This window comes from Aquimarina aggregata (genome assembly GCF_001632745.1).
Taxonomy (GTDB): domain Bacteria; phylum Bacteroidota; class Bacteroidia; order Flavobacteriales; family Flavobacteriaceae; genus Aquimarina; species Aquimarina aggregata.
The window spans coordinates 632,330-658,260 of the sequence record NZ_LQRT01000024.1 but is presented as its reverse complement, the minus strand read 5'-3'; the positions used below and the strand labels follow the sequence as shown (position 1 = coordinate 658,260).

Below are 25,931 nucleotides of genomic sequence, written 5' to 3'. Positions count from 1 at the left end.
AAAAAAATGAAAAATTTATTTAAATCAACAATAGTAGTACTAGCTTTATTAGTAAGTACAGTAAGTTTTGCTCAAGATAAAAAAGCAAACAATATCGATGACAGTAAAATAGGATTACACGGATATAGCCCCGTATCTTATTTAGATTTAGGACTAGCTCAAAGAGGATCAAAGCAATTTAAATCTACTCATAATAAAATTGCATATTATTTTACTTCTGAGGATCAGAAAAAAACTTTTGAAAAAAACCCTCAAAAATATATGCCTCAATACGGTGGTTTCTGTGCTTTTGGTGTATATGCAGGTGCAAAATTTAGAGTAGATCCTACCAAGTTTGTAGTAAATAATGGAAAATACTATTTATTCTTAAATGATGTCGAAGTAGATGCAAAGCAACTATGGATCTCAGAAAAAGAATCTAAACTTTTAGCTACTGCTAATAAAAACTGGAGTAGTTTAAAAACAAAATAGTACTTAGTTCGTGATTACTTTTATGTTCTTAGCATGCTGATTCTAGAATCAGCATGCTTTGACTTTTTATAAATTAAAATTATTAGTCTGGAATAAATATCGATCTTTGTTTATAAATTAACCAACCTAAAATGATCCATATTCTTTGTACTAAAATATCTGAAAGTTTTCATCAAAATGGGTTTAAAAAACTCTTAGCAGAGCTACCTAAAGTAATGCAAAGCAAAGCTAATTCATACAGAAGATGGCAAGATCAACAAGCGTTTCTTTTAGGAAGATTATTAGTAAAAGAAGGGGTTAAGAAATTTGGTTACACCAAAGATCCATTAGTTAATTTTCAATACAATACTTTTGGAAAACCTTTTATAGATGGAAGTATCAATTTTAACATTTCGCATTCTCAATCCTATGTTGTTTGTGCTATAAGTAATTATTGTAATCTGGGTATTGATATTGAAAAAAGAAATAGCATACCTCTAGACAGTTTTAAAACGCAATTTTCTGAAGAAGAATGGAACGAAATTAGTATTTCTAAAAATAGTACACTAACCTATTATGAATACTGGACCAAAAAAGAAGCGACCACTAAAGGCGTAGGCAAAGGAGTATCAATTCCTTTTTCTTCTTTCACATTCAAGGAAAACACAACTCAAATTGAAGGTGTGACTTGGTATATATACCCAATTAACTTAGATGAAAAATTAGACTATTCTGTTCATTTAGCTTGTAATAAGCGTATAGACCCTAAAGATATCCGAATAGAAAACATCATTTTTAAATAGTTACTAGTTATGGCGAACATTATAATACAAGGAATACAGTTTGACGAAAAATCTTCTTTTCAAAAAGGACCTAGACTTGCCCCTCCTCTGATAAGGGAAGCTTTGTATTGCGGAGCCATGAATCTATTTACCGAAAGCGGAATCACAATTGAAAATCCAAATATTCAAGATAATGGAGATTTTGAAATCTTAGACTATTTTGATATTGAAGATATTACAAAAAAGCATCTATCTAGTGCCGATAAAATATTTACATTAGGCGGGGATCATTCGATAACTTTTCCAATACTTAAAGCATATCATCAAAGATATCCTGTACTAGATATTTTACATATCGATGCACATGCTGATTTGTATCATGAGTTTGAAGGAGACCAATATTCTCATGCCTGTCCTTTTGCTAGGATTATGGAAAATGGTTTTGCTGCAAAATTGGTTCAAGTAGGTATTAGAACTTTAAATCCGCATCAAGCAGAACAAGCCACAAAATATGATGTAGAAATTCATGAAATGAAAAACCTAGACCTAAAAAAGATCCCAAATTTTAAAAACCCATTATATATATCGCTTGATATGGATGGTTTTGATCCGGCTTTTGCTCCTGGAGTTTCTCACCATGAACCAGGAGGGCTTTCGACAAGACAAGTGCTAGAAATAATTCAAAACATAGATACTCCCGTTATTGGTGCCGATATCGTAGAATATAATCCTAACAGAGACACTCAGAATATGACTGCTTTTTTGGCGGCTAAGATGATGAAAGAGATTTTAGGTAAAATGATAACATAGCTTTAATACAAGTTTATAAATATTCCTTTTAAAATGCAGTTGCATATAGAAATACATATGTTTTAGATTAGAAACCATATGATTTAAGTACGATCTCCTTTTTTCTATACTTTCATGTTACTATTTATCTAACCAGATTAATTGCTTATTTACATGAAAACAATTCTGAAAACTATATTTGTTTCGAGTATTATTTTTTTATCATGTACTACTCCTAAAACTGAAAAACACGAATCGCTTCCAGAAGTGCAGTTTGCCATTAAGGAGATTGAAAAAGCTAAAATAAGTCAACAAAATTCTGAAAATTTTCCCGCTATTGAATTTTTGTTAGATACCATTAGTCTTAAAACTGAAGCATATCGAGTCCAAACTTCAAAAAACAAGATTGTTATTTTTGGAGGAGATAATAAAGGGATGATGTACGGTGGTCTTGAAGTAGCCGAGCAAATTAAACTAAACAATCTCATTAAAGACACAAAAGGCGAACCTTTTATAAAAAAACGTGCGATTAAATTTAATATCCCTCTTGATGCAAGAACGCCTAGCTATGATGATTCTGGCGATGCAGCACAAAAAAATATTCTAAACATGTGGGACTGGAATTTTTGGACCACTTTTTTTGATGAAATGGCTATACATCGTTACAATGCTATTACTTTCTGGAATCCTCATCCTTTTCCTTCGATGATTAAATTAGAAGAATATCCGGACATTGCTTTAGAAGATGTATGCACTACTACATTAACACCAGTAGGAAAAGAAAATGAATGGGGTGACCCTCAACTCGTAACAAGTAACGTAATGAATAATTTAAAAGTGGTTAAAAAAATCACTATTGATGAAAAAATTATCTTCTGGCAAAAGCTGATGCGTTATGCAAAAGAACGAGGAATAGACACCTATTTTATTACCTGGAATATATGTCCAAATAGTGTTGCAACACCAATGGAACCCTATTACAAGACTTTTGGGATCAACATCAAAAATGAAAAACCTGGAAAATATGGGATTACCCACCAAATGGACAACCCTAAAACTATAGCCTATCATCGCGAGGCAGTTAAGCAGTTTTTAGTAACCTACCCTGATCTAAAAGGTATCGGTGTCACCGCGGGTGAACATATGCCCAAAAAATGGGAAGGTGAGTATAATAGAGAACAATGGTTATGGGAATCTTTTGGCCTTGGAATTTTAGATGCAAAAAAAGAACAACCAGATCGCAAAATTGATTTTATCCATAGAGTATGGCATTCTGATATGGAACAAATCATGAAATATTGGGGAGAGTACCCTGACTCCTTTGAAGTTAGTTTCAAATACGCCAAAGCTAGATTATACTCTTCTCCTACACCAAATTTTGCAGATGAGCATATCAAAACCATGAAAACCTATGACTTAGATTCCTGGTGGAACCTTAGAAACGACGATATTTTTGTATATCGCTGGGGAGATCCTGATTATGTAAGAACATTTCTTAACAACTTTCCAAAAGAACGAACCGCTGCATATCAACTAGGGTCAGATGGTTATGTATGGGGTAAGGAGTTTATTAGTAAACATCAAGAATTATCGGGACAACTTGAAATAAAAAAACATTGGTATAATTTTATGCTTTGGGGAAGATTAGGGTATAACAATCAATTAGATCAAACCTTTTTTATAAAAAAACTAAGTTCAAAATTCCCAGGTATAGATTCTAAATTATTATACAAAACTTGGCAAGAAGCTTCAAAAATTGTTCCTCAAGTAAATACATTTCATTGGCGAAACTGGGATCATATGTGGTCTGTAGAGGCCTGCATCGCAAGACCAGCGCTTGGTGGATTTAGAGAAGTTACTGATTTTATAGATAATCCCATAATGTCTGGAAGCAATATCATAAACCCATCTAGTTTTGCAAAAGCATCTATTGTCAACGAAAAAATCAATAAAATTACTCCTTTGCAAATAGTTAACAGACTTAATACGCATGCTATATCATCAAGAAATGGTATTAAAAAACTGCAAGAACAATCTATAGATAATCAAGAGTTATCTGTTCTTTTAGATGATATTTTGGCAATGGGATACCTTGGACAATATTATGCCAAAAAAATAGAAGCTGCAGTTGCACTTGCTTTTTACACAGAAACAAAACAAATATCCTATAAAAACAATGCCATCACATATTTAGAAGAAGCTTTAGAACATTGGAAAGCATACACTCATATCTCAGAAAAAAACTATAGCCCCCAGATGTTAGCAAGAACTAATAAGCTAGATTGGAGTCAACTAATACAACATGTAAAACAAGACATAACCATTGCAAGAAACTTTTAACTTCAAGGTTTTAAAAAAACACACTATTTAATTTAACACAAATATCTTAACTCATACTAATCACCTAATCATGAACAAGCTAACTTTTTTTTACAGTATCGTTTTAATACTAATCCTATTTTCATGTAATACTGCGACAAAACAACCAGAGATTATTGCTCCTCCAGAACAAAACACCACTACCACTATATCAAAAAATAATTCTGAAGAAAAACCTGATCTTTTCTATCATTACTCTATTTGGTGGGCATTTGTAAACAAAATATTCGAAGGGGATATCGATGCTAAAGAATTAAAATCTAAAGGTGATCTGGCATTAGGATCCTATAACTTTTTAGACGGAGAATTAATTATGTTAGATGGTGTTTTATATCAAGCTACAGAAGACGGAAAAGTTCATAAACCAGACAATGCCGCAAAAATCGCATATGCTAATGCAACGTTTTTTGATGCAGAACAATCCTTTAAAATAGATAAAGTAAATGGTTATGATAGCTTAAGAAGTATCATTAATGAGCATCTTACTTCTAAAAACTATTTTTATGCTTTCAAGATTCATGGAGATTTTAAAAAAATGAAATGTGGTGGTTTGCACAAACAAGATAAGCCTTTTGTAAAAGGCTTAGATGTGTTGATTCCTAATCGCCCTGTATTTGAAAGAGAGAATTTTTCTGGTACTATGATCGGATTCTTTTGTCCCGAATTTATAGGAAATATAAATGTTGCGGGATATCATTTACACTTTGTTTCTGATGATGAACAATTTGCAGGGCATGTTATGGAGTTTGAAGCAGAAAACCTTACCGTAGAAATTGATATGATGAATGAATATCAATTCGTTCTTCCTAAAACTGATGATTATAAAAATGCAGGTTTCGAAAAAGAGTTTCAATACAAGAAAAAGTAAATTACTTTTTCGCCAGTTTTATGAAGTAGTTATTCTTAAAAGCTATCAAACTTAGCTTTATTAGTAAGTTTTACATAAAAAATTAGACATATCTAGAAAATTAAAGACCTTATAAAATTCTATAGTATGCGTTATTTTTCTGAAAAACATATTGGTTTATTTCTGTTATGTATTACTATTCTTACATCAACTTTTGGGCAAGAAAAGACCTCTGCTTTAAATCAAGATGAGGAACTAGGAAAAGTAAGCTGGTATCGGGATTATGACGAGGCTCTAAAATTGGCCAAAGAACAGGATAAATCTGTTTTAATATTATTTCAAGAAGTTCCTGGTTGCGCTACTTGTAGAAATTATGGTCATAATGTATTAAGTCATCCTTTAATGACCCAAGTCATAGAAAACCTATTTATTCCTTTAGTAATCTATAACAATAAGGGCAAAAAGGATAAGCTAATTCTGCAAAAATTTAAGGAACCAAGTTGGAATAACCCAGTAGTTAGAATTATTAATACGCAAGAAAAAGATATCGTTAAAAGACTTGCGAGTGATTATTCGGCTATAGGTTTATATAAAGCAATGGAAAATGCTTTAAAAGCAGAAAAGAAGTCAATTCCGGATTTCATGAAATTATTAGGTGAAGAATTAACATCTTATAAAACTGGAAACATAAAAGAAACATACTTTAAAATGTATTGTTTCTGGACGGGAGAAAAACACCTTGGATCTGCCGATGGGGTTTTATCAACCGAAGCAGGTTTTATAGGACATAACGAAGTCGTAAAAGTAAGATATGACTCAAAAACCTTAGATAAAAAATATCTTTTAAAATACGCTGCCGAAGCCGATTTTTTTCCAATTGCTAACAATGACAGTTATAAGGTTTCTGATAAAGATAAAAGTTATTATTTACAACATACCGATTATAGATACATCCCAATGACCGAATTACAGCGCACAAAAATTAATAGTGCGTTGGGCAAAAGACAATCTCCAAGAAAATATTTAAGCCCCCAACAGATTGCATGGCTAAATGATTTAAAAAAATCAAGTGCCAAAAGAGAAATACTCTACAACAAAAATGTAACTGAAGCTTGGGCAATGATGAAGTAAACACTAATCATTTTATTTACAACGCACAGATTTTACTTCTTAAAATACCTTTTGTTTCTTTTTAAAGTATAAAAAAACACATAACATAATTATACGTATACTCAAACGTACTCTCTTCTAAACTAGGAAATTTATAACATCAAAATGCTTGTTAAAGCATAATTCTCCTCTTCTTTTAATGATGACTCCTAATAAGATATTGAGGTATTTATCTTATACACTTTCTGAAAAAACAGCCATAACATTAAGGGTACATGACCTTTTTTTTAATGGGTAATCAAAATTAATTTACAAAATAGGGTATCATTTTTTTTTCTGGTTACACTAAACCACGAAAATTGGTTAAACTCATTTTTGAACATTAATAACCAATTGACTTTTACAAACTAAACAAATCACTCTTATTATGAAAAGGTTATTATTTATCGCTGGTTTTTTAATTATAACAACGGGACTTTTTGCTCAAGTTACTGAATTGCCTAATGGAAATGTAGGTATAGGCACAAGCTTACCTCAGGAAAAATTACATATTAATGGAAGTATACGAGGAAATTCTACCGGTGGTGCGTTAAGAGTAAAAACTTCTTCTGGAAATCTGGATTTGGGAGCACAAAATACATCGTGGGCCCATATTTATACTGATAGGCCTAAAATTATTTTTAATAGGGACGTTTACACAGTTACCAATGCATTCTCTTCATATAATAATGATCTTATATTAAAAACCAAAGGCACAGAACGCTTACGTATCGACGACCAAACAGGTAATGCTATTTTCACCAATAGTTTAAAATCCAATGGAACTGTTAACGGACTAAAAGGGGTTTTCGATTCTAGTAGTTTGGGAGGTAATGGATGGATTCCTGTTTCTATAGGTCGTGAGTATAAAACAGACCGAAGAACTTTTGAATTCGTTGTTGATCCCACCAATACAGGTTCTGGATATACTGCATTTGGAATAACAGATCAATCAGAAAATTTAAGACATGATTTTGTTTCTAATAACACATCTACTTGGATAGATTTAGATGATCACAAAGGAACTCATTTTTTTAAATTAAATAGATCAGAAACTGCACCTGGAAAATTTGCTACTTATATCCATATGCCTACTTCAGATGCCAGAATTGTTATAGGACAATATGGTGGATATTTAAGTAATGAAGGTTATAAGTTGGTTGTAAATAATGGAGGAGCATTAATAAATGGCGATTTTATTGCTAATGGTAATGTAGGTATCGGTACTACCACTCCAGATGCAAAACTGGCCGTGAATGGAACCATACATACCAAAGAAGTAAAAGTAGATCTTGTTGGATGGGCAGACTACGTTTTTGAGGAAGCTTACAACCTACCTACCCTACAACAAGTAGAAGATCACATCGCTACAAAAGGACATCTTATCAATATCCCATCTGCAAAAGAAGTTGAAGCAAAAGGCATCAAATTAGGAGAAATGAATGCAAAACTCCTAGAAAAAATCGAGGAGTTGACGTTGTATACGATTGCTCAGGAGAAGAAGATAGTAAATCAAGAAAATCGAAATACGAAATTAGAAACAGTGATCCAAAAACAGGAGTCGATCAACGATCAACTTAAAATAAACAACCAAAATCTTGAAGCTAGACTGGCTAAGATTGAAGCTTTTCTCAAAAAAAAATAATCACATCTGATATATCGGTTTAAGAATAAGTATTAATTATGAAAAATATAACAACCACGCTCTTTTTGTGTTTTTGTATAGTATTCTTAGTAGGAAACTCACAAGAAGTAAATGATCGTACAGGAGGTGACATGAATTACACTCCTGCAACGCCCGAAATAGCTGCATTAGGAAAATATATAGAGACCCCTGTAAACTTATACTCTGGATTACCACAGGTTAATATCCCTTTATATACGATTAATCAAAAAAGATATTCAGTCCCTGTATCTTTATCATATCATGCCTCAGGTATAAAAGTAGAAGAAGTAGCTTCTAGATCCGGTATTGGTTGGACATTAAATGCTGGCGGTATGATTACGAGACAGGTTCGTGGAGGGATTGATGAAAGAGGCTTTTTATATTCAAGCAGGACAATCTCTTATTTTAAGAATCAGGTTGCTTCAGGAAATAATGAAAATCTTCGAGAAGAAATTTTTTACACCAGTATCGGAGAACGAGATTATGAACCTGATTTATTTAGTTTTAGTTTTAATGGGTACTCTGGAAGTTTTTACTTCGATCAAACTACAAAATTACCCGTACTAACAGAACACTCTCCCTTAAAAATAACTTATGAAACCGAAAATGCAAACAATGGTAAAAGAATATCTTCCTTTACAATAACTGGACCTAACGGAGTAAAATATTATTTTGGAAAGGATAGACTACATACTAGTAGCGATGTAGAAATACGAGGAGGTTTTAATAAGGAAATGTCATATTCTTTTACCGACTATCGCATTGATAGTACAGAAGATGCCGATCAGGAAACACAAGAATACGTGTCCTCATGGTTCTTAAAAGAAATTTATGATCCTATCGCCGAAGAGTCCGTAACCTTTGATTACCAAAAAAACACTAATGTTTCTTATATCTATCGAAAATCTGAAGTAAAAGAAATTGTGGAATGGTTGGTACATCCAAATGTAGTACCTATTTCTTTAGGATGTAAAAAGCCAAGATCTAAACTTAAGCAATACTTTGGACAAAGTACCTATGATGAGTATTGGGTAAGTCAGATCAATTTTAATCATGGTAAAGTGATATTTGAACAAGATCAAAGTGTCGAAAGAGAAGATTTATCAAATTCACATAGGTTACGAAATATTTCCATCTATGACACCTCTGATCTTTTGATAAAGCAATTTGAATTATTTCATTTTTATACCACAGATAACTCTTCATATTCAGGAACAAAGATATACAGCGGTTACCCTTTTATTGATGAACACATAAACGACACCCAACCTCTTGAATATGCCCGAAAAAGGTTATTTCTAGATAGTATTAACGAATACGCAATTATTAACAATCAAGCAAATACCAATACATATAAACGTTATAAATTTGACTATGAATCTCCAAATAAAATGCCCTCTAGATTTTCTACTGCACAGGATTTTTGGGGATATTACAATGGAGAACGACTCAATAATAATTTAATTCAATTAGATTATTATCAACATCGTAACTTTTTTACAGGGCCAAATGGAAAGTCTGAATTAGTGGGTACCGCAGATCGTTCAGTCAACGAAGAAAAATGTAAAATAGGAATCTTAAAAAAAATCACATACCCAACTGGAGGGAGTAAAGAGTTTATTTTTGAAAGCAACCGTATTGAAGAAGATGTTGATTTATATACAATTTCTAACTCCACCGAAAAGGTTAGACACTCTTTGAGCGACTTAGACACACAATATATTACTAATGATGGCTCTGTTGAGCGACGTGATTTCAAATTCGAGATGGAATTTGAGGTTAAAAACCTAGAACTTTCAGGTCATAATTCTCAAAATATAACATTTCATTACGATGTCCCTTGTTCAGTTGATGAGGATGATGAAGACTCTTGTCCCTGGGAAATTATATTGATAGATATAGAATCGGACACAGATATCTATAGAATATTCGTTAGATCTGGTGAAATAATGCTTAATTTAAAAGCAGGCACCTATAAATTACTTGGTCGAAGGGGTGTACAATACGAAGAAACTCCTATAGATCTTACACGACCAGGTAATGGTGATCCTCTTTTTGAAATGTGGTTTACTACTTTTAAAGATAAAATACCTGATACCGAAACATTAACTGGTGGATTAAGGATAGCAGAGATTATTTCGAATACAGATGAAGAAAGTTTAAGTAACATGTCAAAAAAGTATACCTATGAAGATACCTTAGGGAAATCATCAGGTAATTTAGTATCTAAACCTTATTTTCAAGATGTAGCCTATGTCAAAACGTGTTTTGACATTTACGAAACTACGCGTTTTGCCTATCTAACTAAGTATCCGCACCTCCAAATGTTTTATACGTCAAACAGCAGTGTTCCCTTATTTAGAACTAGTGGTAGCTATACTGGATATACAAAAGTTACTGAGCATGAAGCAGGTTACGGCACAGGGAAAATTGAATACACCTATACTTTTTTTGCAAAAAAAAGCTTTTCAGATTTTTCTTTCGAAAATTTTAGAACACTCTCAATAGACCCCAATATACAAGACTACCCATATAGTCCAAAAGATGATCTGGAATATAAACGTGGTAAATTATTATCTAAAACTGTGCATCGCTGGCATAATGAGGAGTTCTTGAAAGTATCTGAAGAGATTAATACATATGATATTGATGTTACCAAGCATAGTCAGGAAGCTATAAAAATTGTTCCTATGTTGGCTTCAAATAATATATCAACAATAAATGCCGTGGGAGCAATGAGAAATTATTATTTAAATTCTACTTACAATTTAATAAGTAGTAAAGTTGTCAAAACATATAATGTAGGAACAAATACACATATCACCGATAGTATTACCTATTCTTATAACCCAGAAACGCTAAATACCACCAGAAAAAAACACTATAATAGTACTATTTCTAATAGCGGTCTTCTATCTGATACCAGATATTATTATCCTGATGATATTAATGGTCTTAACGACATTTCAACCGCTCAAAAAAACATTATAGAAAGTCTTAATAGAGATAATGATCACAGGGTTAGCGAATTGGTAATGTCTAAAACCAACGGATCATCTCAATTTGAGACCAAAACAAAGCTATTTTATAACCAATGGGGTGTAGAAGACAAAACATTTATGGAGTATACCCAAACCAAAAAAGAAGGGTACCCAGGGGATGGTTTCGTTACCGGTAAAATCTTGCAATACGATGATTATGGCAACCCTATAGAGGTACAAGAAAAAGAAAATGGTCCTATCACTTCCTATATTTGGGGTTATCACCGAAGCTTTCCTATAGCCGTTTTATCTAACGTTTCCTACAGTGATCTTTCTTATGATTTTATTGATAATCTGACCAACTTATCAAATCAAGATACTGATAGTTGTAGTGAAAATAGTTGTAGTGAACAAGCTTTACGAAACGAATTACAACAACTTCGAAATCAGCACCCAAAAGGTATGGTAACCACCTATACCTACGACCCAGCTATAGGCATGACCAGTAGCACCGATCCTAAGGGACTTACCTCCTATTATAATTATGATTCATTTAATAGACTGAAATTCATAAAAGATTATAATGGAAAAGTTTTGCAAGAGTATAAATATAACTATAAAAATCAATAAGCTATGAGCAATTATATACAAAAAATTAGTATTTCAGTATGCTTATTGCTAGGATTATACATCAATGCACAAAGTAACGACAAGAATTATATTAGCACAAAAGCATATCAAGTAGCTGTTACCGAAACAGAGTTATCTACACTAGATCGCGATTCAGTTATACAATCTGTTTCCTATTTTGATGGATTAGGAAGACCCATTCAAAATATTGAGGTAAGAGCTGGAGGTAATCGTGAAGATATTATTGTACCGATGTATTATGATCAATACGGCAGATCAAGTAGCGAACATCTTCCATTTAGTCAATCAAATAATAATGGAGATTTTATAGAATATGCTTCTGATCTTTCTGATGAATATTTATTTGACACTCATTTTGATATAGCTTCCAGAAGAGTTCAAAAAACCTTTTACAAGTCACCCTTACACAGGATACAATCTCAAGCAATGCCAATGGATCGTTCTGCAAGAACCTCTAATTTGCAAGGTGTAATAAGTTATGAGTATGCATTAAATACAACCAATGATAATATATCCAAATATCATGTATCATATGAGGATAGTGATAATATTATTGATTATCACACATATCTTAACAAAGATGCGAATATATACGGCACAGGAACTCTCTATAAATCCATCACAAAAGACGAAAATTGGATACCTTCTATGGGCCAAAACCATACTGTAGAAGAGTATACCAATACAAGAGGGCAAATAGTTTTAAAGCGAACATTTAATGATAATATTTCTCACGACACCTATTATGTGTATGACGAACATTTACAGCTTTCGTTTGTTATACCGCCATTAGCCGCTAAGAAAATTATATTATCTGAGGCCGATATTAACGAATTGTGTTATCAATATTTGTATGATGAAAAGGGAAGATTACGTAAGAAAAAAATCCCAGGAAAAGGATGGGAATATATAGTTTATGACACCTTAGATCGTCCTATATTAACTCAAGATGCTAACCTAAGAACCGATAATAAGTGGTTGTTTACCAAATATGATGATTTTAATCGAGCAGTATATACAGGAATTTATGTTGCTGAAACTGATCAAGGTTTTAGTACACTACAACAATTAGCTGACGACGCCACAGAGGTAAATGAATGCAGAACACAACCTATAGAAGTAAGAGCTCCTAGATTAAGTAAGAGTACCACTACTTGCGGCGTATCACAAACTATAGATGGCACTTTGGTACATTATACCAATAATGTCTTTCCGCAAGAAATTGATCAGTTATTAACGATCAACTACTATGATACCTACAACAACATGTCTAACCTAAGTTTTTTATCAGAACAACCTTTTGAACAAGAATACCTTACTACTCCTACCGGGCTAGCGGTTGTTACAAAAACCAGAGTTTTAGATACCAATCAATGGATTAATGAAAATATTGGTTATGATCGTAAAGGTAGACCTGTAGCCATATTAAGGACCAATGAGTATTTGGATACTTATGAATTAACACATACACTATATGATTTTACGGGTAAAGTATTAAAAAACAAACTAACTCATAGAAAAGGGAATTCAGGAGATTATATATATTCATTAGATGAATATACTTATGATCATATAGGAAGATTAAACACACATCATCATAAGATTGATAATAAAGAGTTTTCTGATACAGCTGGAAATTATCCAGACATAATCTCAGTAACAGAAAATCCAACTAATAACACAGATCTGGTCGCAACAGAACGTATTATCATTTCACCTAATACAACAATATCTGCAAGTACGTCAAATGCTTTCACTGCCCGAATAGAAGAATCTTCTGTTACGAGTGAACTTATCGTTGATAATACCTATAATGGATTGGGGCAGCTAGAAAGCAAAGATGTTGGGAATAAGGTAAACAAACCCCTACAGTCGGTAGATTATCGTTATAACGAACAAGGTTGGTTAAGTGGTATTAACAATCATAGTCAAAGAGAAGAAGATGATCTTAGAGATATCAGTACCATTGCCATGGGCGCAGGAGATTTGTTTGGGATGCAAATTAATTATAGCCATCCCACGGCGGAAGCAACCCCTCTATACAACGGTAACATAAGTCAAATACATTGGAGAACGGTATCAGAAGACGCATCTCAAAAAACATATAACTATGAGTATGATGCACTTAATAGAATTACCAAAGCCGAAGACAATACGAGTAAATACAACTTGAACTCGGTTAGCTATGATCAAAACGGAAATATTCTAAGTCTAAATCGTTCTGGTCATACCAATGCAAACGCCTCTAGTTTTGGTATTATGGATGACCTTACCTATACCTACAAAGGAAATCAACTACTTAGTGTAACAGACATCACTGGTTCTATCTACGGGTTTAAAGATGGTAACACTTCTGAAGATGATTATGATTACGACGACAATGGTAATATGGTTATGGATAAAAACAAAGGAATCTCCCAAAATAACCCCATCACCTATAATCATTTAAATCTCCCAAAAAAAGTAACCGTAAATCATACCAATTATATTGAGTATATTTATGACGCCAACGGCACAAAAATAGAAAAAAAAGTAGGTCCTTATGGAAATATTACCCACTATACAGGTAACTATATCTATGAGACTATAGGTGGCGCAGGTACGTTCTTAAAATTTATGCATCATCCAGAGGGATATGTAGAACCCAAAAACCAAAGTAACCTTGGTGATGGTTTTAACTATGTATACCAACATAAAGATCACTTAGGTAATATACGTCTTAGTTATACAGATACCAATGATGACTATGAGCAAATCTTATCCAGTAGTTTTGTAAATCGTAATAATCTTGAAGGCTGGCAACCTAATGGATCTGCCAGAATTTCTGGTTTTCCAGGTAGCTTGATAGCAAGGGTTCAAAACAGTTGGGCTGGTGTAAAACATCTACTAAACAATGAAGTATTTGTCCCTGGAGAACAGCTAACCGTATATTGCGACTTTGACAAGTCAAGTACAAATGCCAATGTGCGATTGTATATACAGGAACTAGATAGTAGTGGATCGCACCTAAGTTGGAATACCCTTGATGGAAACCTTCAAACAGGAAATCATCAATATGAGTATACTGTAAAAACAGGGACCAAACTAGTACTGCGTGTAGATAAAAACAATACTCATCTCGATGAGACCACTTCATTTGTAATTCATGAAATAGGGTTAACTCGCGGAGCACTAGAGATCAAGGAGGAAAAAAATTATTATCCCTTTGGACTACAACATAAAGGATATAATAATACAATTACCGGTAGAAAACATAACTACGGGTTTGGTGGGAAAGAAGAACAATCTGAACTTGGTTTAGAATGGATAGATATTACTGCACGTAACTACGATCCTGCAATCGGTAGATGGATGAACCTTGATCCTTTGGCAGAAAAAATGCGAAGGCATTCTCCTTATAATTATGCTTTTAATAATCCTATATTTTTTCAGGATCCAGATGGAATGATGCCACAAGGATGTTGTGGTGACTTTTTAAAAGGATGGAATAAAACTGTTAGAAACTTCAATCGTAGTGTTGATAACGGAATCCATAATTTAGTTACTAATCCTATTGAAACATTAGGGTCATTTGCTTCCAATACACTGAACAATATGGGACAATTAGCTCATGACGTTATTCCTGGGTTATCTGAAATCACCGGTATTGAAAATCAAACGGAGAAAGCAATAATTGGTGCGGCTGAAACCATTGCAGATATACCTAATATGTCAAAAGCAGAATTAGGGTCAACAGCAGCTGTAGCTACAATAATGGTCATAGAAGCTCTCGTTGAAAGAAAAGTTCCTGGTATTAATAAGAGCGGCCCAGATTTTGTCGTTACGCCAGATGGAACTTCTGTATCAACAAGTTTAAATAATATAAGCGACTCATTTGATAATGCTGGATTTAATGTTGTAGAAACTAATGCTAAGAATACTATATATGAAGTCCCTAAAGCAGATGGTTCAGGAACATTTTTTTCAAGGTTACAACAAGGGAATAATCCAAGAACTTCGGACTATGATGGAAATAGAGTCGTGAACACTCAAAATACCGGAAACACGGCTAATAAACAATATGTTAATCCTGATGGGAGTAATATAACTGGAAATCCAAGTAAATCTGAAAGAAGAGCAACAGGACATATACAATTAGATAATTAAAAATGGAAGTAAAGAAACAGTTGACAGAATTAATCGGAGCTTATTTAAATAGTTTTGGTATAGTTAATCAATTTATTGAGTTGAAATTTTCGAATAACAAATTTGAAGAAATAATGTTTTTTATAGATTGTGATATAATTGTATCAGATAAAGAAATACTTAATAAAAAAGAATATTTTGATACTATTGATAAAGATGTATCTAACGTAATTTTATTTATTAAGGCTAATCGAAAAGATATTTATAAGATTGATCTGTCGAAAAAAGAATTAAGCCTAACATTTTCAAATAATTACCAGATTAAGTTCGATTTATTAAGTAATCCGGATGATCCTTTATCGATAACTTTTAAAGAGAAAATTGGAGTTAAAGAAATGACATCTATTATTTTCGAAGATAGAGATGTTTTTGTTAAATAGTATTATCCCCGCTCCGCAAAGTCTCCTGACTTAGCGGAATGATCAAAGAAGAATTATAAATACTAAGAACCAGTTACATTGATTTGTAGCTGGTTTTTTACTAGACCGGCTCCTTGCTCCCAATTGCTACGCAAAGTCTCTCGACTTTGAGATAATTTTACCAACTAATACTTTTATAAAATGAGTCTTTCTTATGCACATTAATTATCGGATTTTCTACTTTTTGTATTGCAAGTAACCCATAATCATATACATAATTACTGGCGCTAGAATATAAATAATCAGAAGCTTTGCAAACAATTCTTGAACGTACAGGGTTTAAATGAATATAATCTAACTTGGACCACATAAACTTTTGAGAATATATTTCTTCTGCATGGTTACCATATCTCCAAAATTGATAATTTTTATTCCTATTATGACTCTGAGTTGCAAGTTTAAATCGTTCCAACATCCATTCTCGACGACTTTCTGGTACTGTTTCAATCTTTTTTAAAATAGTTACAGCTGTATACTTCTTAAAATCTCGTATCAGATCAGATAACTTTCCTTCTTGTGATTGTATAATTAAATGTACGTGATTACTCATAATAACATATCCGTATAGCAGCATTCCTTTATTTGTTATACAAAAATCTAGACAATCAATGATCATATCTCGATATGTTTGTCTTGAAAAAATATCAATCCAATCTACTACGGTAGCAGTAATAAAATGAGGTTTGCTTTGATCTCTAATAATATACCCTTCTTTCATTTTTAACAGTTTTAGATTTACACTTGGCAGGAGACGTTATCAAGATAGGCACAAATATAAAATGCAGTAGTTTCAAAAAATGAAACAGCCATATCTTTTACCAATATGACTGCTTTTACTTATTCTATTATTTAAACTTACCGTTTTGATTATTCCTCAAAGTCGGGAGACTTTGCGGAGCGGTTATTCGAGTGCTAGAAATTATCAAGCTGGTACTGCGGTTATAGAAATAGATCAAACCGGATTTATGGGATAAAGTAGAATAGTACTCATTTTATACACCCGAAAGGATTCGAGCGCTAACCAAGGGATTTAAGGCACAGACTAGCGGCAACAAATGCGGAATGTTTAACTCAAAAGACCTTCTGATGAGTCAAAAAGACCTTCTGTTTAACATAGAGAGTACAATTTTTAACTTCTTAGGTTAAAAATTAGACATGAACGATCTAATTTTTAAGAAAACACCTTGAAATTTTAATGTTATTGACTCAAATCTAGGCTAGTAACACGCAAATTTTCGTCAAAATCGCCCAACAGAAGGCCAAAAAGACCCATGACTTTATCAAGAAATATAAATTTAAGACCATATTACTTTAAAATTGAGTGGCTATAGCCTAATTTTCATAGTCAAAACCGACTACAATACTATATGCGCTTTCGTCGATAATAAAATAAACCAATTAATAGTATAGCTAATACGCAAAATCCGAGAATCCAGTACCAAAAACTTGTAGTGTTAAACTCTATAGGCGCACTATCCCCTACTAGATAGAATCCACCCCAATAAAACGGTGCTTTATGATATCGATCGGCGGTAGTAAGATATTTTAATTTAGCTTGTTGTAAAGCCTTACCCTTATTCATACCGCTTTTAAGATTGGTATAAAAATAGTGCATCAATTCTGGTGCAGTATCATCCGGAACTTCCCAACTGCTTAATAATAAGCTTTTGGTGCCGGCGTACTGAAAAGCGTTACCTAAACTCATAATCCCTTCGCCTTTAGCAATTTTTCCCGTTCCCGTATTACAAGCACTTAGTACAGTAAGTTCTGATGGAATATCTAATGCAAATAACTCATGCGCATATAGTAGATTATCCTCTATAGTATCCTTAGATTTGGTAAAAAAGAGTTTAGAATTTTCTGGGTTTTCATTATCGACCTCGCCATGTAGTGCCAGATGAAGTATCTTATAATGTGTTGCATTTTTTTTGAAGTTTGATTCATTGGCTTCTGTTCCAAAGTAATATTGCCCATCGATAATATCCGAAATAACTTTAATTTCTTTACGTGTTCCCGGCAAATCATCACCAATATCTCTTAAGACCGCTAGGCTCATATTCTTTGAAGCTGCTGCATTTATCGAATCTGAAAATGAAAATGCTAAACACTCTTCTCGTTCGTCTCTTAACGCTTTCTCTTTAAAAGAGTTGAATAATAGATTTGCAGAATTGGCATAAGTAATAGCATATTCTTTAAACAAATAGGATAGTGCTCCTGCGTTTTCTGAAACGTCATTTTGACTAAGTAATAGTTCAAAATTAAGATGCCATAATTCCCCATCAGGGATAACAATGAGTTCATCACCAACGAACTTATCCTTAATGGGATATATTAGTTCGTTATATAATGCATATGCTTTTTGCTTAAAATTTGTTATGTTTTTTGAGATAATACTCTTTTTAAGCTCTTCAATTTGTGACGTAAGTTTTGGAGTTTCTAATTTCTTTACTCCAATATTATTTTTAGAAACCGTAAAAGCATAAGTGACATTATCTACAGTAAAGAATTCAAGTAGTGTACTCATATCGCCTAAATTTCTCTGGATATCAGAAACCTTTACGATATCATCATTATATTTAAGTTTATAATATTTAGGATAATTTCTTTCTAAGACTTGTGTTATAGAGTCTTGTTTTTTATTAACATCAAATAATTTGTTTTGATAATTAGCAATTTTTATGGTATCTACAGTCTTTTCAGAATATTCTTCGGTGATTTTTGATTGATAGAAAGACCTATTTATTTTTACTTTCTTCTCTAATTCGATTAATTCAACAGGTAGTCCAGAAAAATGTTTAGCATTGCTATCACTTAACATTTCTTTTAAAGTATTTGACTTACTCTTTTCTGCATAATATACTGCCGACTCCAGATATTTTTGTTCTCCAGTTTCATTATAATACAATAATTGTCCTTGAATAGCTTCTGTATAAATTTCTTTAGCACGTTTTGCATATGATATTTTGTCCTCATAATTATTCAAAGAATGTCTTAAGGTATTAATAAGAGTATCCAATTTTTTGTATGTAGTGACACAAAGAGTAAGCTTATTTACATCCCTATTACTTATAAATAATTTTTGTAATGATTTAGCCTTTCCTTTAAGTGTTGTTACTAGTATATTAGAATCTACATACCCATTTTTGATAATATTATTTTTAGCAACATTTGCCGAATTTGCTTTTTCAGCTCTCGAATAGTACTCTAATGCCGTTTTAATGTCTTGCTGTTCAAAATATAACTCACCAATATGATTTAACATCAAAGCTACCTTAGGATGATTTGACCCCAAAGCATTAGCATATAAATCCAGAGCTTTCTGATAATATTTTAAAGATGAAAGGTAGTCTCCCATTTTTTGATAGGCAATCCCTATTTTTTGATACGAAGTAATTACAGCTCCATGGTCTTCCCCAAAACTCACTCTCTCGATTGCAATAGCCGCGTTGTAATACTTAATAGCGTCAGAATACTGCATTAATTTTGTGTAAATATTTCCTTTATAAAAATATACTTCAGCAACATAAGGATGACTTTTTCCTAGTTTGCTTTCATAAATCACCTGTGCCTTTTCTATATATTCTAAAGCCTTTTTGTATTCCTTTTTTTCTGCTAAAAGATTTCCATAAGTTGTATAACTTAAAGCAAGTTTGGGATGGTTTTGAAATTCTTTTTCTCTTATTTTAAGAGATTTATACGTGTAGTCAAGTGCGGTCGTAAAATTACCCAGTTTAGTATTAAGATTAGCAATTGTATTGTAGACCCCACTAAGATATAGGTTGTCTTTATTTTTCTTTGTATTAAGTATAGCCAATCCTTTTTGACAATATTCAAGTCCCCCATCATAATCACCAAGTTGACTAGCCATAATAGCTAAGTTATTATATGATGCTACATTTCTAATGTTATTTTTTCCCTTTGTCTTAATATTTATATCTAACGCCTTTTTGAAATATTCTATGGTTTTGTTTAATCCATCTGTTCTATAATAGATTATAGCAATATTATGATAGCTTTTTGCGATATCTGCATGTATGCTTTTATAAAGTTTTTCCCTTATTTCAAGAGCTGTTTGATAGTTTAACATTGCATCTTTATACAATGCTCTTTTTTCATAACATTTACCAATATTATCATAAGCATAAGCTTCTTCTTTATTCCCCTTTGTAAGATACTTGCTACTAATCTCAAGAGCTTTTTCAGCATTGAGAATAGATTTTTCGAAATCAGAATTTTTCCATTGATTTTCAGAAATCTTATTGTGACAACTTGCCACTTTTTCCCAAACTTTTTCTTTTTGATAGATCGCTAATGCATTCTCAAAAAGATCGATAGATGTATTGTATTTCCTATCTCTTAAAAGAGAGTCGGCTTCTTTAAAATTTTGAGAGGCTACTAGTGTGTCTTTTGACGTTTGTGCATTTGTAATACCAATAGAGAAAATAAATAAACAAAAAAACAATAATGGCACTAGACGATTGTTTGGTGTGATGGTCATATTAGAGTAAAATGTAGTTATAATTACTGCAAATCTTCAAGCAAATCTATAGCACTCTTTTTATACAAGTTTTCATAAGATGCTAGGTCTTTAAGCAAAATAATAGCTTTATCTTTATTATCTTCCTTTATATAAGTTAATGATAAAAACCATAAAGCATCGTTACGAAATGTATCATTATGTAGCACATTTTCAAATAGGTAAATTGCTTTTTCTTCCTGATTTGTATTAAGATAGCTATTACCCAAATAGAGTCTTAATTTATCATTTTTGGGATACTTTAATGTAAGGGTTTCTAGAATTGGAATCGTTTTTACGTATTCTTTTCTTTTATAGTAGCCAGACACTTCTTTCAATTCGGCTATCGTGGTAACTTCATTACTTCGTGTAAGTTCACTTATAGGGTAAGGGACATAGTATTCTGCATACAGATCCTTTTCTAAAGGATTAAATAACCATAATAATGATGATATCCCCAGTATTGCTATAAAAACAGCAGCAATTTTATAATACTGCTTAAATGATTTTTTCGGTATAGTTGCACTAATTTTTTCTTGTTCTATCTCATGGTCAATATCTCTTAGTTTCTCTCTAAACTTGATAATATCTTCATCTTTTAATGCATCTTTTACTAATTCATACTTTTTGACTTCTTCTTGTAGTCTTACATCAGATCTCAGCGCGTTTTCAAACAGCTCTAAATCTTCGCCTTTTAAGTCGCCTTTTAGGTATGCATCAATATTTTCAAATAACTCCTGAGTCCTTTTCATGATTTACTCGTAATTAGATGATTCTTTTAGTTCTTTAAAAACTGGATCTTTTTCAATCATTACCATGAATTTCTTTTGGCAGATAAACTTTCGTTTTCTAGCATATGATTCAGAAAGGTTTCTTTGTTTTGCGATTTCTTTTAAACTATGTCCACTAAAAAAGAGCATTAAAATTTCCTTACACCCTTCTCCTAATACTAATAAATACTTTTGAATTAAAAGTATTTTCTCTTTTCTTTCTATGTTCTCTAGAGCCACTTCTTCTTCACTTTGATCTATCTGAGCATCCTGAGACATTACCTTACTATTTCGTCTTAGTCTATTTCTCCATAAATTTTTACTAATTCCATAGACATAGGTTCCTAAAGAGCAGTGTATATCCAAAGTATTTTCTTTTATTTTTTCATAAACAATAACCATTGCATCCTGAAAAACATCTTTTGCATCATATTCATTGCCAGAATTTTTGATAACATAACTGGTGACCATCGGCAAGTGCCTTTCATAAAAAGTCTTAAGAACTCTGTCATCATTACCAATGATTCCTGCTATTATTTTGTTGTTATCTTCCTGCACTATTGACGATTGCATATTAAAATCTTTTTTTTGATTTTAATATTGGGTGAAAAAATATTTTTTCTTTGAATAACGTGTAAATATATTTTTATTTTTTAAGGATTTTACAAATTCTATCAATTAATTGAGAATCTAAATCTTATTCCTTCTCAATTATCAAATTTGATTATTTCGTTGCACCTTTGCATGTAGAAAAGATTTACTATGATATCTGTACAACAAGCACTGCAATTCACTAAAAACCACACAAAAACTACGCCGAAAACGATCCCCTTACCTTTATCTGAATCTTTAGGGTTCATTATAGCAAAAGACATTACTTCTCCTATAAGTATGCCTCCTTTTCGCCAATCTGCAATGGATGGATATGCTTTGGGTTCTATTGATGATATGACTTTTAAACTGATTGGCGAAGTTAAAGCTGGTGATGAAAAAGAGATACTATTACATAAGGGAGAAGCTATCAGGATTTTTACTGGTGCACCGGTTCCTAAAACTGCAAAAGCAGTAATCATGCAAGAAAAAGTAACTGTTAGCAATATTACAATTACTCTTCAAGAAACAGCTAGACTACATAGTAATATTCGCCCTGCTGGTGAACAAATAGAAAAAGGTGATATTGCGCTATCAAAAGGAACCGAAATAACGCCTGCAGGCATTGGATACTTGGCAAGTTTAGGGATCACCACTATTACTGTTTACCAAAAACCTACCATCGCAATTATTGCCACAGGAAACGAATTAGTGCCTCCTGGACAAACTCTTGCTCATGGACAGATATATGAAAGTAATTCTGTTATGTTAGCAGCAACATTGGCAAAATCGGGTTTTACTGATATTGTTACCCACAAAGTAGCAGATGACTATGAAGCTACTCGCCAACTACTAGATCAAATGATAAACACCCATGATGTGGTACTAATATCTGGTGGTATTTCTGTAGGAGATTATGACTTTGTAGGAAAAGCGCTTGGCGCACTAAATGTTAAAGAAGTTTTTTATAAAGTAAAGCAAAAACCTGGTAAGCCTCTGTACTTTGCCAAAAAAGAGGATAAAACTATATTTGCTTTACCTGGCAATCCTGCCTCTTCTTTAAGCTGTTTCTATATTTATGTACTTCCTTCGTTATTAAAAATCTCTGGATATCGCAACTATGAATTAAGTTGGCGTACTGTAATTTCTGATTCTGAATACACTAAAAAAGGTCAAAGAGCAGAGTTTCTAAAAGCACATATGGAAAATGAAAAAGTTACGATTTTAGATGGGCAAGCCTCTTCTATGCTTAGATCATTTGCGCTTGCTAATGCTATAGTTTATCTTCCAGAGGACATTTCTAAAGTACACGTTGGTGACACTGTGCAAGTCATTAATTTGCCATAAATAGCTTCAAAAATGATAAATATCATTAAAATAACCCCCTGAAAAATCTTTATTTGCTAAAATTTTTATAAACAAAAACATAACCTAAAAAATCGTTGTATCTTTAAAAACCGAACGCTGGTATTATGGAATACACGATTAAAAGTAGAATTTGGATTGAATCACAAGATGGGGTTTTCCTTGGTGAAGGAAGAGTTCGTTTGCTTAAAGCAATCTCAAAACAAGGTTCGCTAAGTAAAGCCGCAAGCTCTTTGGATATGTCTTATAAAAAGGCATGGAATTTATTGGATAGTATGAACAAAACTGCCAAACAACCTCTTGTTATAACCGCAACAGGTGGCAAAGGAGGCGGTGGGGCTAAGTTAACTGGGTACGGAGAAAAGGTCATCGACACATTCGAATCTATTAATAAAAGGTGTTGGGAGTTTCTTGATAAAGAACTAAAACAAGTTTCTATATAAAGTGCTCATGATACGATGAATAATGAAGAAAACATTACAGGAATTATACTTGCAGGAGGCAAAAGCTCTCGAATGGGAAGTGATAAAGGCCTGCTAGTCTATAATAATAAAACATTTGTTGAACATATCATCGAAGCAATGCAACCGTTGGTATCTGAAATAATCATTGTAAGCAATACTAAAGATTATGATCAATTTGCACACAAAAGGGTAGAAGATATTATTCCAGACTCTGGCCCTATTGCAGGAATACATACTGGATTAACACATTCAAATACTCCTTCAAATTTTGTAGTGAGTTGCGATGTACCATTAATTAATAGATTGTTATTAGAAAAGCTATCTCTTCAAGATAAAGAAATATATGACGTTGTTCAATTTGAAGATAACGGAAAAACAATTCCGTTGATTGCTTTATATAAAAAGCGATGTGCCAAAAAATGTATCGAATTATTAGATGCCAATGAAAAACGCTTACGAAAACTTGTTTCAGCTTTAGAAGTAAAAACGATTTCAATTCTTGAAAAAGAACGTGTTTTGGTAGCCAATATAAATACCGTTGATGATTTTAAAGTAATTAAAAATGCAGTTAACCATTAAATATTTTGGAATGTTGGCCGAAGCCACATCAATTTCTGAAGAACAATTACAAATAGATACCTGTTCTGTAGCTGAGTTATTAATTAGCTTAAAAAAGCAGCACCCAAAACTTAGTAATAAAGATTTTAAAGTAGCCGTTAATCAAGAGCTTGTTGCTCATGATTATGCAATAACTACAGAAACTGAAATAGCATTATTGCCTCCTTTTGCAGGAGGATGAATAAAAACAAAAGTACAAAAGATAAATAATGAGCTCATTTAATTCTAGATATCACAGACAAATTATCCTTCCAGAAATTGGTGTTTCCGGTCAGGAAAAATTAGATAATGCTAAGGTATTGGTCATTGGTGCTGGTGGATTAGGGTGCCCTATACTTCAGTATCTTACAGCTGCTGGTATTGGTTCTATTGGTATTATTGATTTTGACGTTGTAGAATCTTCAAATTTACATCGACAGATATTGTATGGTGCCAGCTCTTTAGGTATTAACAAAGCAATTGCTGCAAAGCAACGACTTACCGATTTAAATTCTGAGGTTACCATTACTGCTTATCCCGAGAAGCTAACTACAAAAAATGCGTGCTCACTTTTTTCTAAGTATGATATTATTGTGGACGGAAGCGATAATTTCTCGACAAGGTATTTAGTTAATGATGCCTGTATATTAATGAATAAACCACTGGTATATGGGGCTATTTTTAAATTTGAAGGGCAGGTTGCCGTTTTTAACTATAAAAACGGTCCTACCTATAGATGTTTATTTCCCGAACCACCTAAAGCAGGTAGCGTTCCTTCATGTTCAGAAATCGGAGTGTTAGGTGTTCTACCTGGTATTATTGGTAGTATGCAAGCTAATGAAGTACTAAAAATTGTACTTGATTTAGGAGACATTCTTAACGGAAAATTATTGCAATTTGATTGCTTAACTATGCAATCTTCAGCTTTCAAAATTCATAGATCTGAATTACAAATTTCGAAAACTAAAGCTTTACAGAATGATTTTGAAACCATGAATTATGATACTTTTTGTGGAATTATTCAGGTCGTAGAAATTGATGCAGAAGCAGCATTCTCTAAAAATAATGTACAATATATTGATGTAAGAGAGCCTCATGAACAACCCAAAATTGAAGATCTAGCACCTATTTATATCCCACTTGGCAAACTTCTAGAAGAGATTCAAAATATTTCAAAAGAAAAAGAAACTATACTCTTTTGTCAATCAGGAATTCGAAGCAAAAAAGCCGCAGAATTATTACTAGACAACGGGTTCAATAACATAGCACATATCAAAGGAGGAGCAATTGCACTTTCTGAGTATCAAGCAGTAAAAGAAGTATAAAAGAC

At 32.6% G+C, this 25,931-nt stretch carries 19 protein-coding genes; 15 read left to right on the top strand and 4 right to left on the bottom strand.

Annotation, left to right across the window (positions count from 1 at the left end; all coding sequences use genetic code 11):
- From AWE51_RS18100 to AWE51_RS18055, 10 genes are all read left to right on the top strand, one after another.
- Positions 1 to 471 (top strand): YHS domain-containing (seleno)protein (locus tag AWE51_RS18100; protein ID WP_232517406.1); only part of this gene is annotated, 471 nt, incomplete at its 5' end.
- Between the two features lie 131 nt (positions 472 to 602).
- Positions 603 to 1,253: a 4'-phosphopantetheinyl transferase family protein gene (locus AWE51_RS18095; protein ID WP_066316294.1), complete on the top strand. Its 651-nt coding sequence runs from the start codon at positions 603 to 605 to the stop codon at positions 1,251 to 1,253.
- Positions 1,254 to 1,262: 9 nt separating this feature from the next.
- A complete protein-coding gene (gene speB / locus AWE51_RS18090) occupies positions 1,263 to 2,042 on the top strand; it encodes an agmatinase (protein ID WP_066316292.1) in 780 nt (259 codons plus the stop codon).
- Positions 2,043 to 2,195: 153 nt separating this feature from the next.
- Positions 2,196 to 4,361, top strand: coding sequence for a hypothetical protein (locus tag AWE51_RS18085; protein WP_066316290.1), 2,166 nt, complete (start codon positions 2,196 to 2,198; stop codon positions 4,359 to 4,361).
- A gap of 70 nt (positions 4,362 to 4,431) precedes the next feature.
- On the top strand, positions 4,432 to 5,268 hold the full coding sequence (budA, locus tag AWE51_RS18080; RefSeq protein ID WP_066316287.1) for an acetolactate decarboxylase: 837 nt from the start codon (positions 4,432 to 4,434) through the stop codon (positions 5,266 to 5,268).
- Positions 5,269 to 5,394: 126 nt separating this feature from the next.
- Positions 5,395 to 6,378 carry a VPGUxxT family thioredoxin-like (seleno)protein, type 2 gene (locus AWE51_RS18075; protein WP_066316285.1) on the top strand — a complete coding sequence of 328 codons (984 nt, stop codon included), beginning with the start codon at positions 5,395 to 5,397 and terminating at the stop codon, positions 6,376 to 6,378.
- Positions 6,379 to 6,784: 406 nt separating this feature from the next.
- Positions 6,785 to 8,041 (top strand): hypothetical protein, encoded by a 1,257-nt coding sequence (locus tag AWE51_RS18070; RefSeq protein WP_066316283.1) that lies wholly within the window; start codon positions 6,785 to 6,787, stop codon positions 8,039 to 8,041.
- A gap of 38 nt (positions 8,042 to 8,079) precedes the next feature.
- Positions 8,080 to 11,673 (top strand): hypothetical protein, encoded by a 3,594-nt coding sequence (locus tag AWE51_RS18065; protein ID WP_066316280.1) that lies wholly within the window; start codon positions 8,080 to 8,082, stop codon positions 11,671 to 11,673.
- Between the two features lie 3 nt (positions 11,674 to 11,676).
- Complete coding sequence (locus AWE51_RS18060; protein WP_066316276.1) at positions 11,677 to 15,840, top strand: DUF6443 domain-containing protein; 4,164 nt, start codon at positions 11,677 to 11,679, stop codon at positions 15,838 to 15,840.
- A gap of 2 nt (positions 15,841 to 15,842) precedes the next feature.
- Positions 15,843 to 16,259, top strand: a complete 417-nt coding sequence (locus AWE51_RS18055; RefSeq protein WP_066316274.1) for a hypothetical protein — start codon at positions 15,843 to 15,845, stop codon at positions 16,257 to 16,259.
- A 157-nt stretch (positions 16,260 to 16,416) separates the two neighbouring features.
- Here the strand turns inward: AWE51_RS18055 and AWE51_RS18050 are convergent, their stop codons facing one another.
- The 4 genes from AWE51_RS18050 to AWE51_RS18035 form a co-directional block, all read right to left on the bottom strand.
- Positions 16,417 to 17,016, bottom strand: coding sequence for an REP-associated tyrosine transposase (locus AWE51_RS18050; RefSeq protein ID WP_066316271.1), 600 nt, complete (start codon positions 17,014 to 17,016; stop codon positions 16,417 to 16,419).
- A 645-nt stretch (positions 17,017 to 17,661) separates the two neighbouring features.
- Positions 17,662 to 20,796, bottom strand: a complete 3,135-nt coding sequence (locus tag AWE51_RS18045; RefSeq protein WP_066316269.1) for a CHAT domain-containing protein — start codon at positions 20,794 to 20,796, stop codon at positions 17,662 to 17,664.
- A gap of 23 nt (positions 20,797 to 20,819) precedes the next feature.
- Positions 20,820 to 21,566: a tetratricopeptide repeat protein gene (locus AWE51_RS18040; protein ID WP_066316264.1), complete on the bottom strand. Its 747-nt coding sequence runs from the start codon at positions 21,564 to 21,566 to the stop codon at positions 20,820 to 20,822.
- A gap of 3 nt (positions 21,567 to 21,569) precedes the next feature.
- Positions 21,570 to 22,157 carry an RNA polymerase sigma factor gene (locus tag AWE51_RS18035; RefSeq protein WP_066316261.1) on the bottom strand — a complete coding sequence of 196 codons (588 nt, stop codon included), beginning with the start codon at positions 22,155 to 22,157 and terminating at the stop codon, positions 21,570 to 21,572.
- 189 nt (positions 22,158 to 22,346) lie between these two features.
- On the opposite strand from AWE51_RS18035, the gene AWE51_RS18030 reads away from it, so the two are divergent.
- The 5 genes from AWE51_RS18030 (at position 22,347) to moeB (ending at position 25,926) form a co-directional block, all read left to right on the top strand.
- A complete protein-coding gene (locus AWE51_RS18030; RefSeq protein WP_066316259.1) occupies positions 22,347 to 23,522 on the top strand; it encodes a molybdopterin molybdotransferase MoeA in 1,176 nt (391 codons plus the stop codon).
- Between the two features lie 125 nt (positions 23,523 to 23,647).
- Entirely contained in the window at positions 23,648 to 23,983 is a 336-nt protein-coding gene (locus AWE51_RS18025; RefSeq protein ID WP_066316257.1) for a winged helix-turn-helix domain-containing protein, read from the top strand.
- Between the two features lie 15 nt (positions 23,984 to 23,998).
- Entirely contained in the window at positions 23,999 to 24,583 is a 585-nt protein-coding gene (gene mobA / locus AWE51_RS18020) for a molybdenum cofactor guanylyltransferase (RefSeq protein ID WP_066316251.1), read from the top strand.
- On the top strand, positions 24,567 to 24,803 hold the full coding sequence (locus AWE51_RS18015; RefSeq protein ID WP_066316249.1) for a MoaD/ThiS family protein: 237 nt from the start codon (positions 24,567 to 24,569) through the stop codon (positions 24,801 to 24,803). The genes mobA and AWE51_RS18015 overlap by 17 nt, the downstream gene beginning before the upstream one ends.
- A gap of 28 nt (positions 24,804 to 24,831) precedes the next feature.
- A complete protein-coding gene (moeB, locus tag AWE51_RS18010) occupies positions 24,832 to 25,926 on the top strand; it encodes a molybdopterin-synthase adenylyltransferase MoeB (RefSeq protein ID WP_066316247.1) in 1,095 nt (364 codons plus the stop codon).
- Positions 25,927 to 25,931 lie beyond the last annotated feature (5 nt).

Excerpts from the sequence above, each read along its gene's own strand:
- AWE51_RS18095 (WP_066316294.1), top strand. The coding sequence starts at position 603 with ATGATCCATATTCTTTGTACTAAAATATCTGAAAGTTTTCATCAAAAT.
- speB (WP_066316292.1), top strand. The coding sequence starts at position 1,263 with ATGGCGAACATTATAATACAAGGAATACAGTTTGACGAAAAATCTTCT.
- AWE51_RS18085 (WP_066316290.1), top strand. The coding sequence starts at position 2,196 with ATGAAAACAATTCTGAAAACTATATTTGTTTCGAGTATTATTTTTTTA.
- budA (WP_066316287.1), top strand. The coding sequence starts at position 4,432 with ATGAACAAGCTAACTTTTTTTTACAGTATCGTTTTAATACTAATCCTA.
- AWE51_RS18075 (WP_066316285.1), top strand. The coding sequence starts at position 5,395 with ATGCGTTATTTTTCTGAAAAACATATTGGTTTATTTCTGTTATGTATT.
- AWE51_RS18070 (WP_066316283.1), top strand. The coding sequence starts at position 6,785 with ATGAAAAGGTTATTATTTATCGCTGGTTTTTTAATTATAACAACGGGA.
- AWE51_RS18065 (WP_066316280.1), top strand. The coding sequence starts at position 8,080 with ATGAAAAATATAACAACCACGCTCTTTTTGTGTTTTTGTATAGTATTC.
- AWE51_RS18060 (WP_066316276.1), top strand. The coding sequence starts at position 11,677 with ATGAGCAATTATATACAAAAAATTAGTATTTCAGTATGCTTATTGCTA.
- AWE51_RS18055 (WP_066316274.1), top strand. The coding sequence starts at position 15,843 with ATGGAAGTAAAGAAACAGTTGACAGAATTAATCGGAGCTTATTTAAAT.
- AWE51_RS18050 (WP_066316271.1), bottom strand. The coding sequence starts at position 17,016 with ATGAAAGAAGGGTATATTATTAGAGATCAAAGCAAACCTCATTTTATT.
- AWE51_RS18045 (WP_066316269.1), bottom strand. The coding sequence starts at position 20,796 with ATGACCATCACACCAAACAATCGTCTAGTGCCATTATTGTTTTTTTGT.
- AWE51_RS18040 (WP_066316264.1), bottom strand. The coding sequence starts at position 21,566 with ATGAAAAGGACTCAGGAGTTATTTGAAAATATTGATGCATACCTAAAA.
- AWE51_RS18035 (WP_066316261.1), bottom strand. The coding sequence starts at position 22,157 with ATGCAATCGTCAATAGTGCAGGAAGATAACAACAAAATAATAGCAGGA.
- AWE51_RS18030 (WP_066316259.1), top strand. The coding sequence starts at position 22,347 with ATGATATCTGTACAACAAGCACTGCAATTCACTAAAAACCACACAAAA.
- AWE51_RS18025 (WP_066316257.1), top strand. The coding sequence starts at position 23,648 with ATGGAATACACGATTAAAAGTAGAATTTGGATTGAATCACAAGATGGG.
- mobA (WP_066316251.1), top strand. The coding sequence starts at position 23,999 with ATGAATAATGAAGAAAACATTACAGGAATTATACTTGCAGGAGGCAAA.
- AWE51_RS18015 (WP_066316249.1), top strand. The coding sequence starts at position 24,567 with ATGCAGTTAACCATTAAATATTTTGGAATGTTGGCCGAAGCCACATCA.
- moeB (WP_066316247.1), top strand. The coding sequence starts at position 24,832 with ATGAGCTCATTTAATTCTAGATATCACAGACAAATTATCCTTCCAGAA.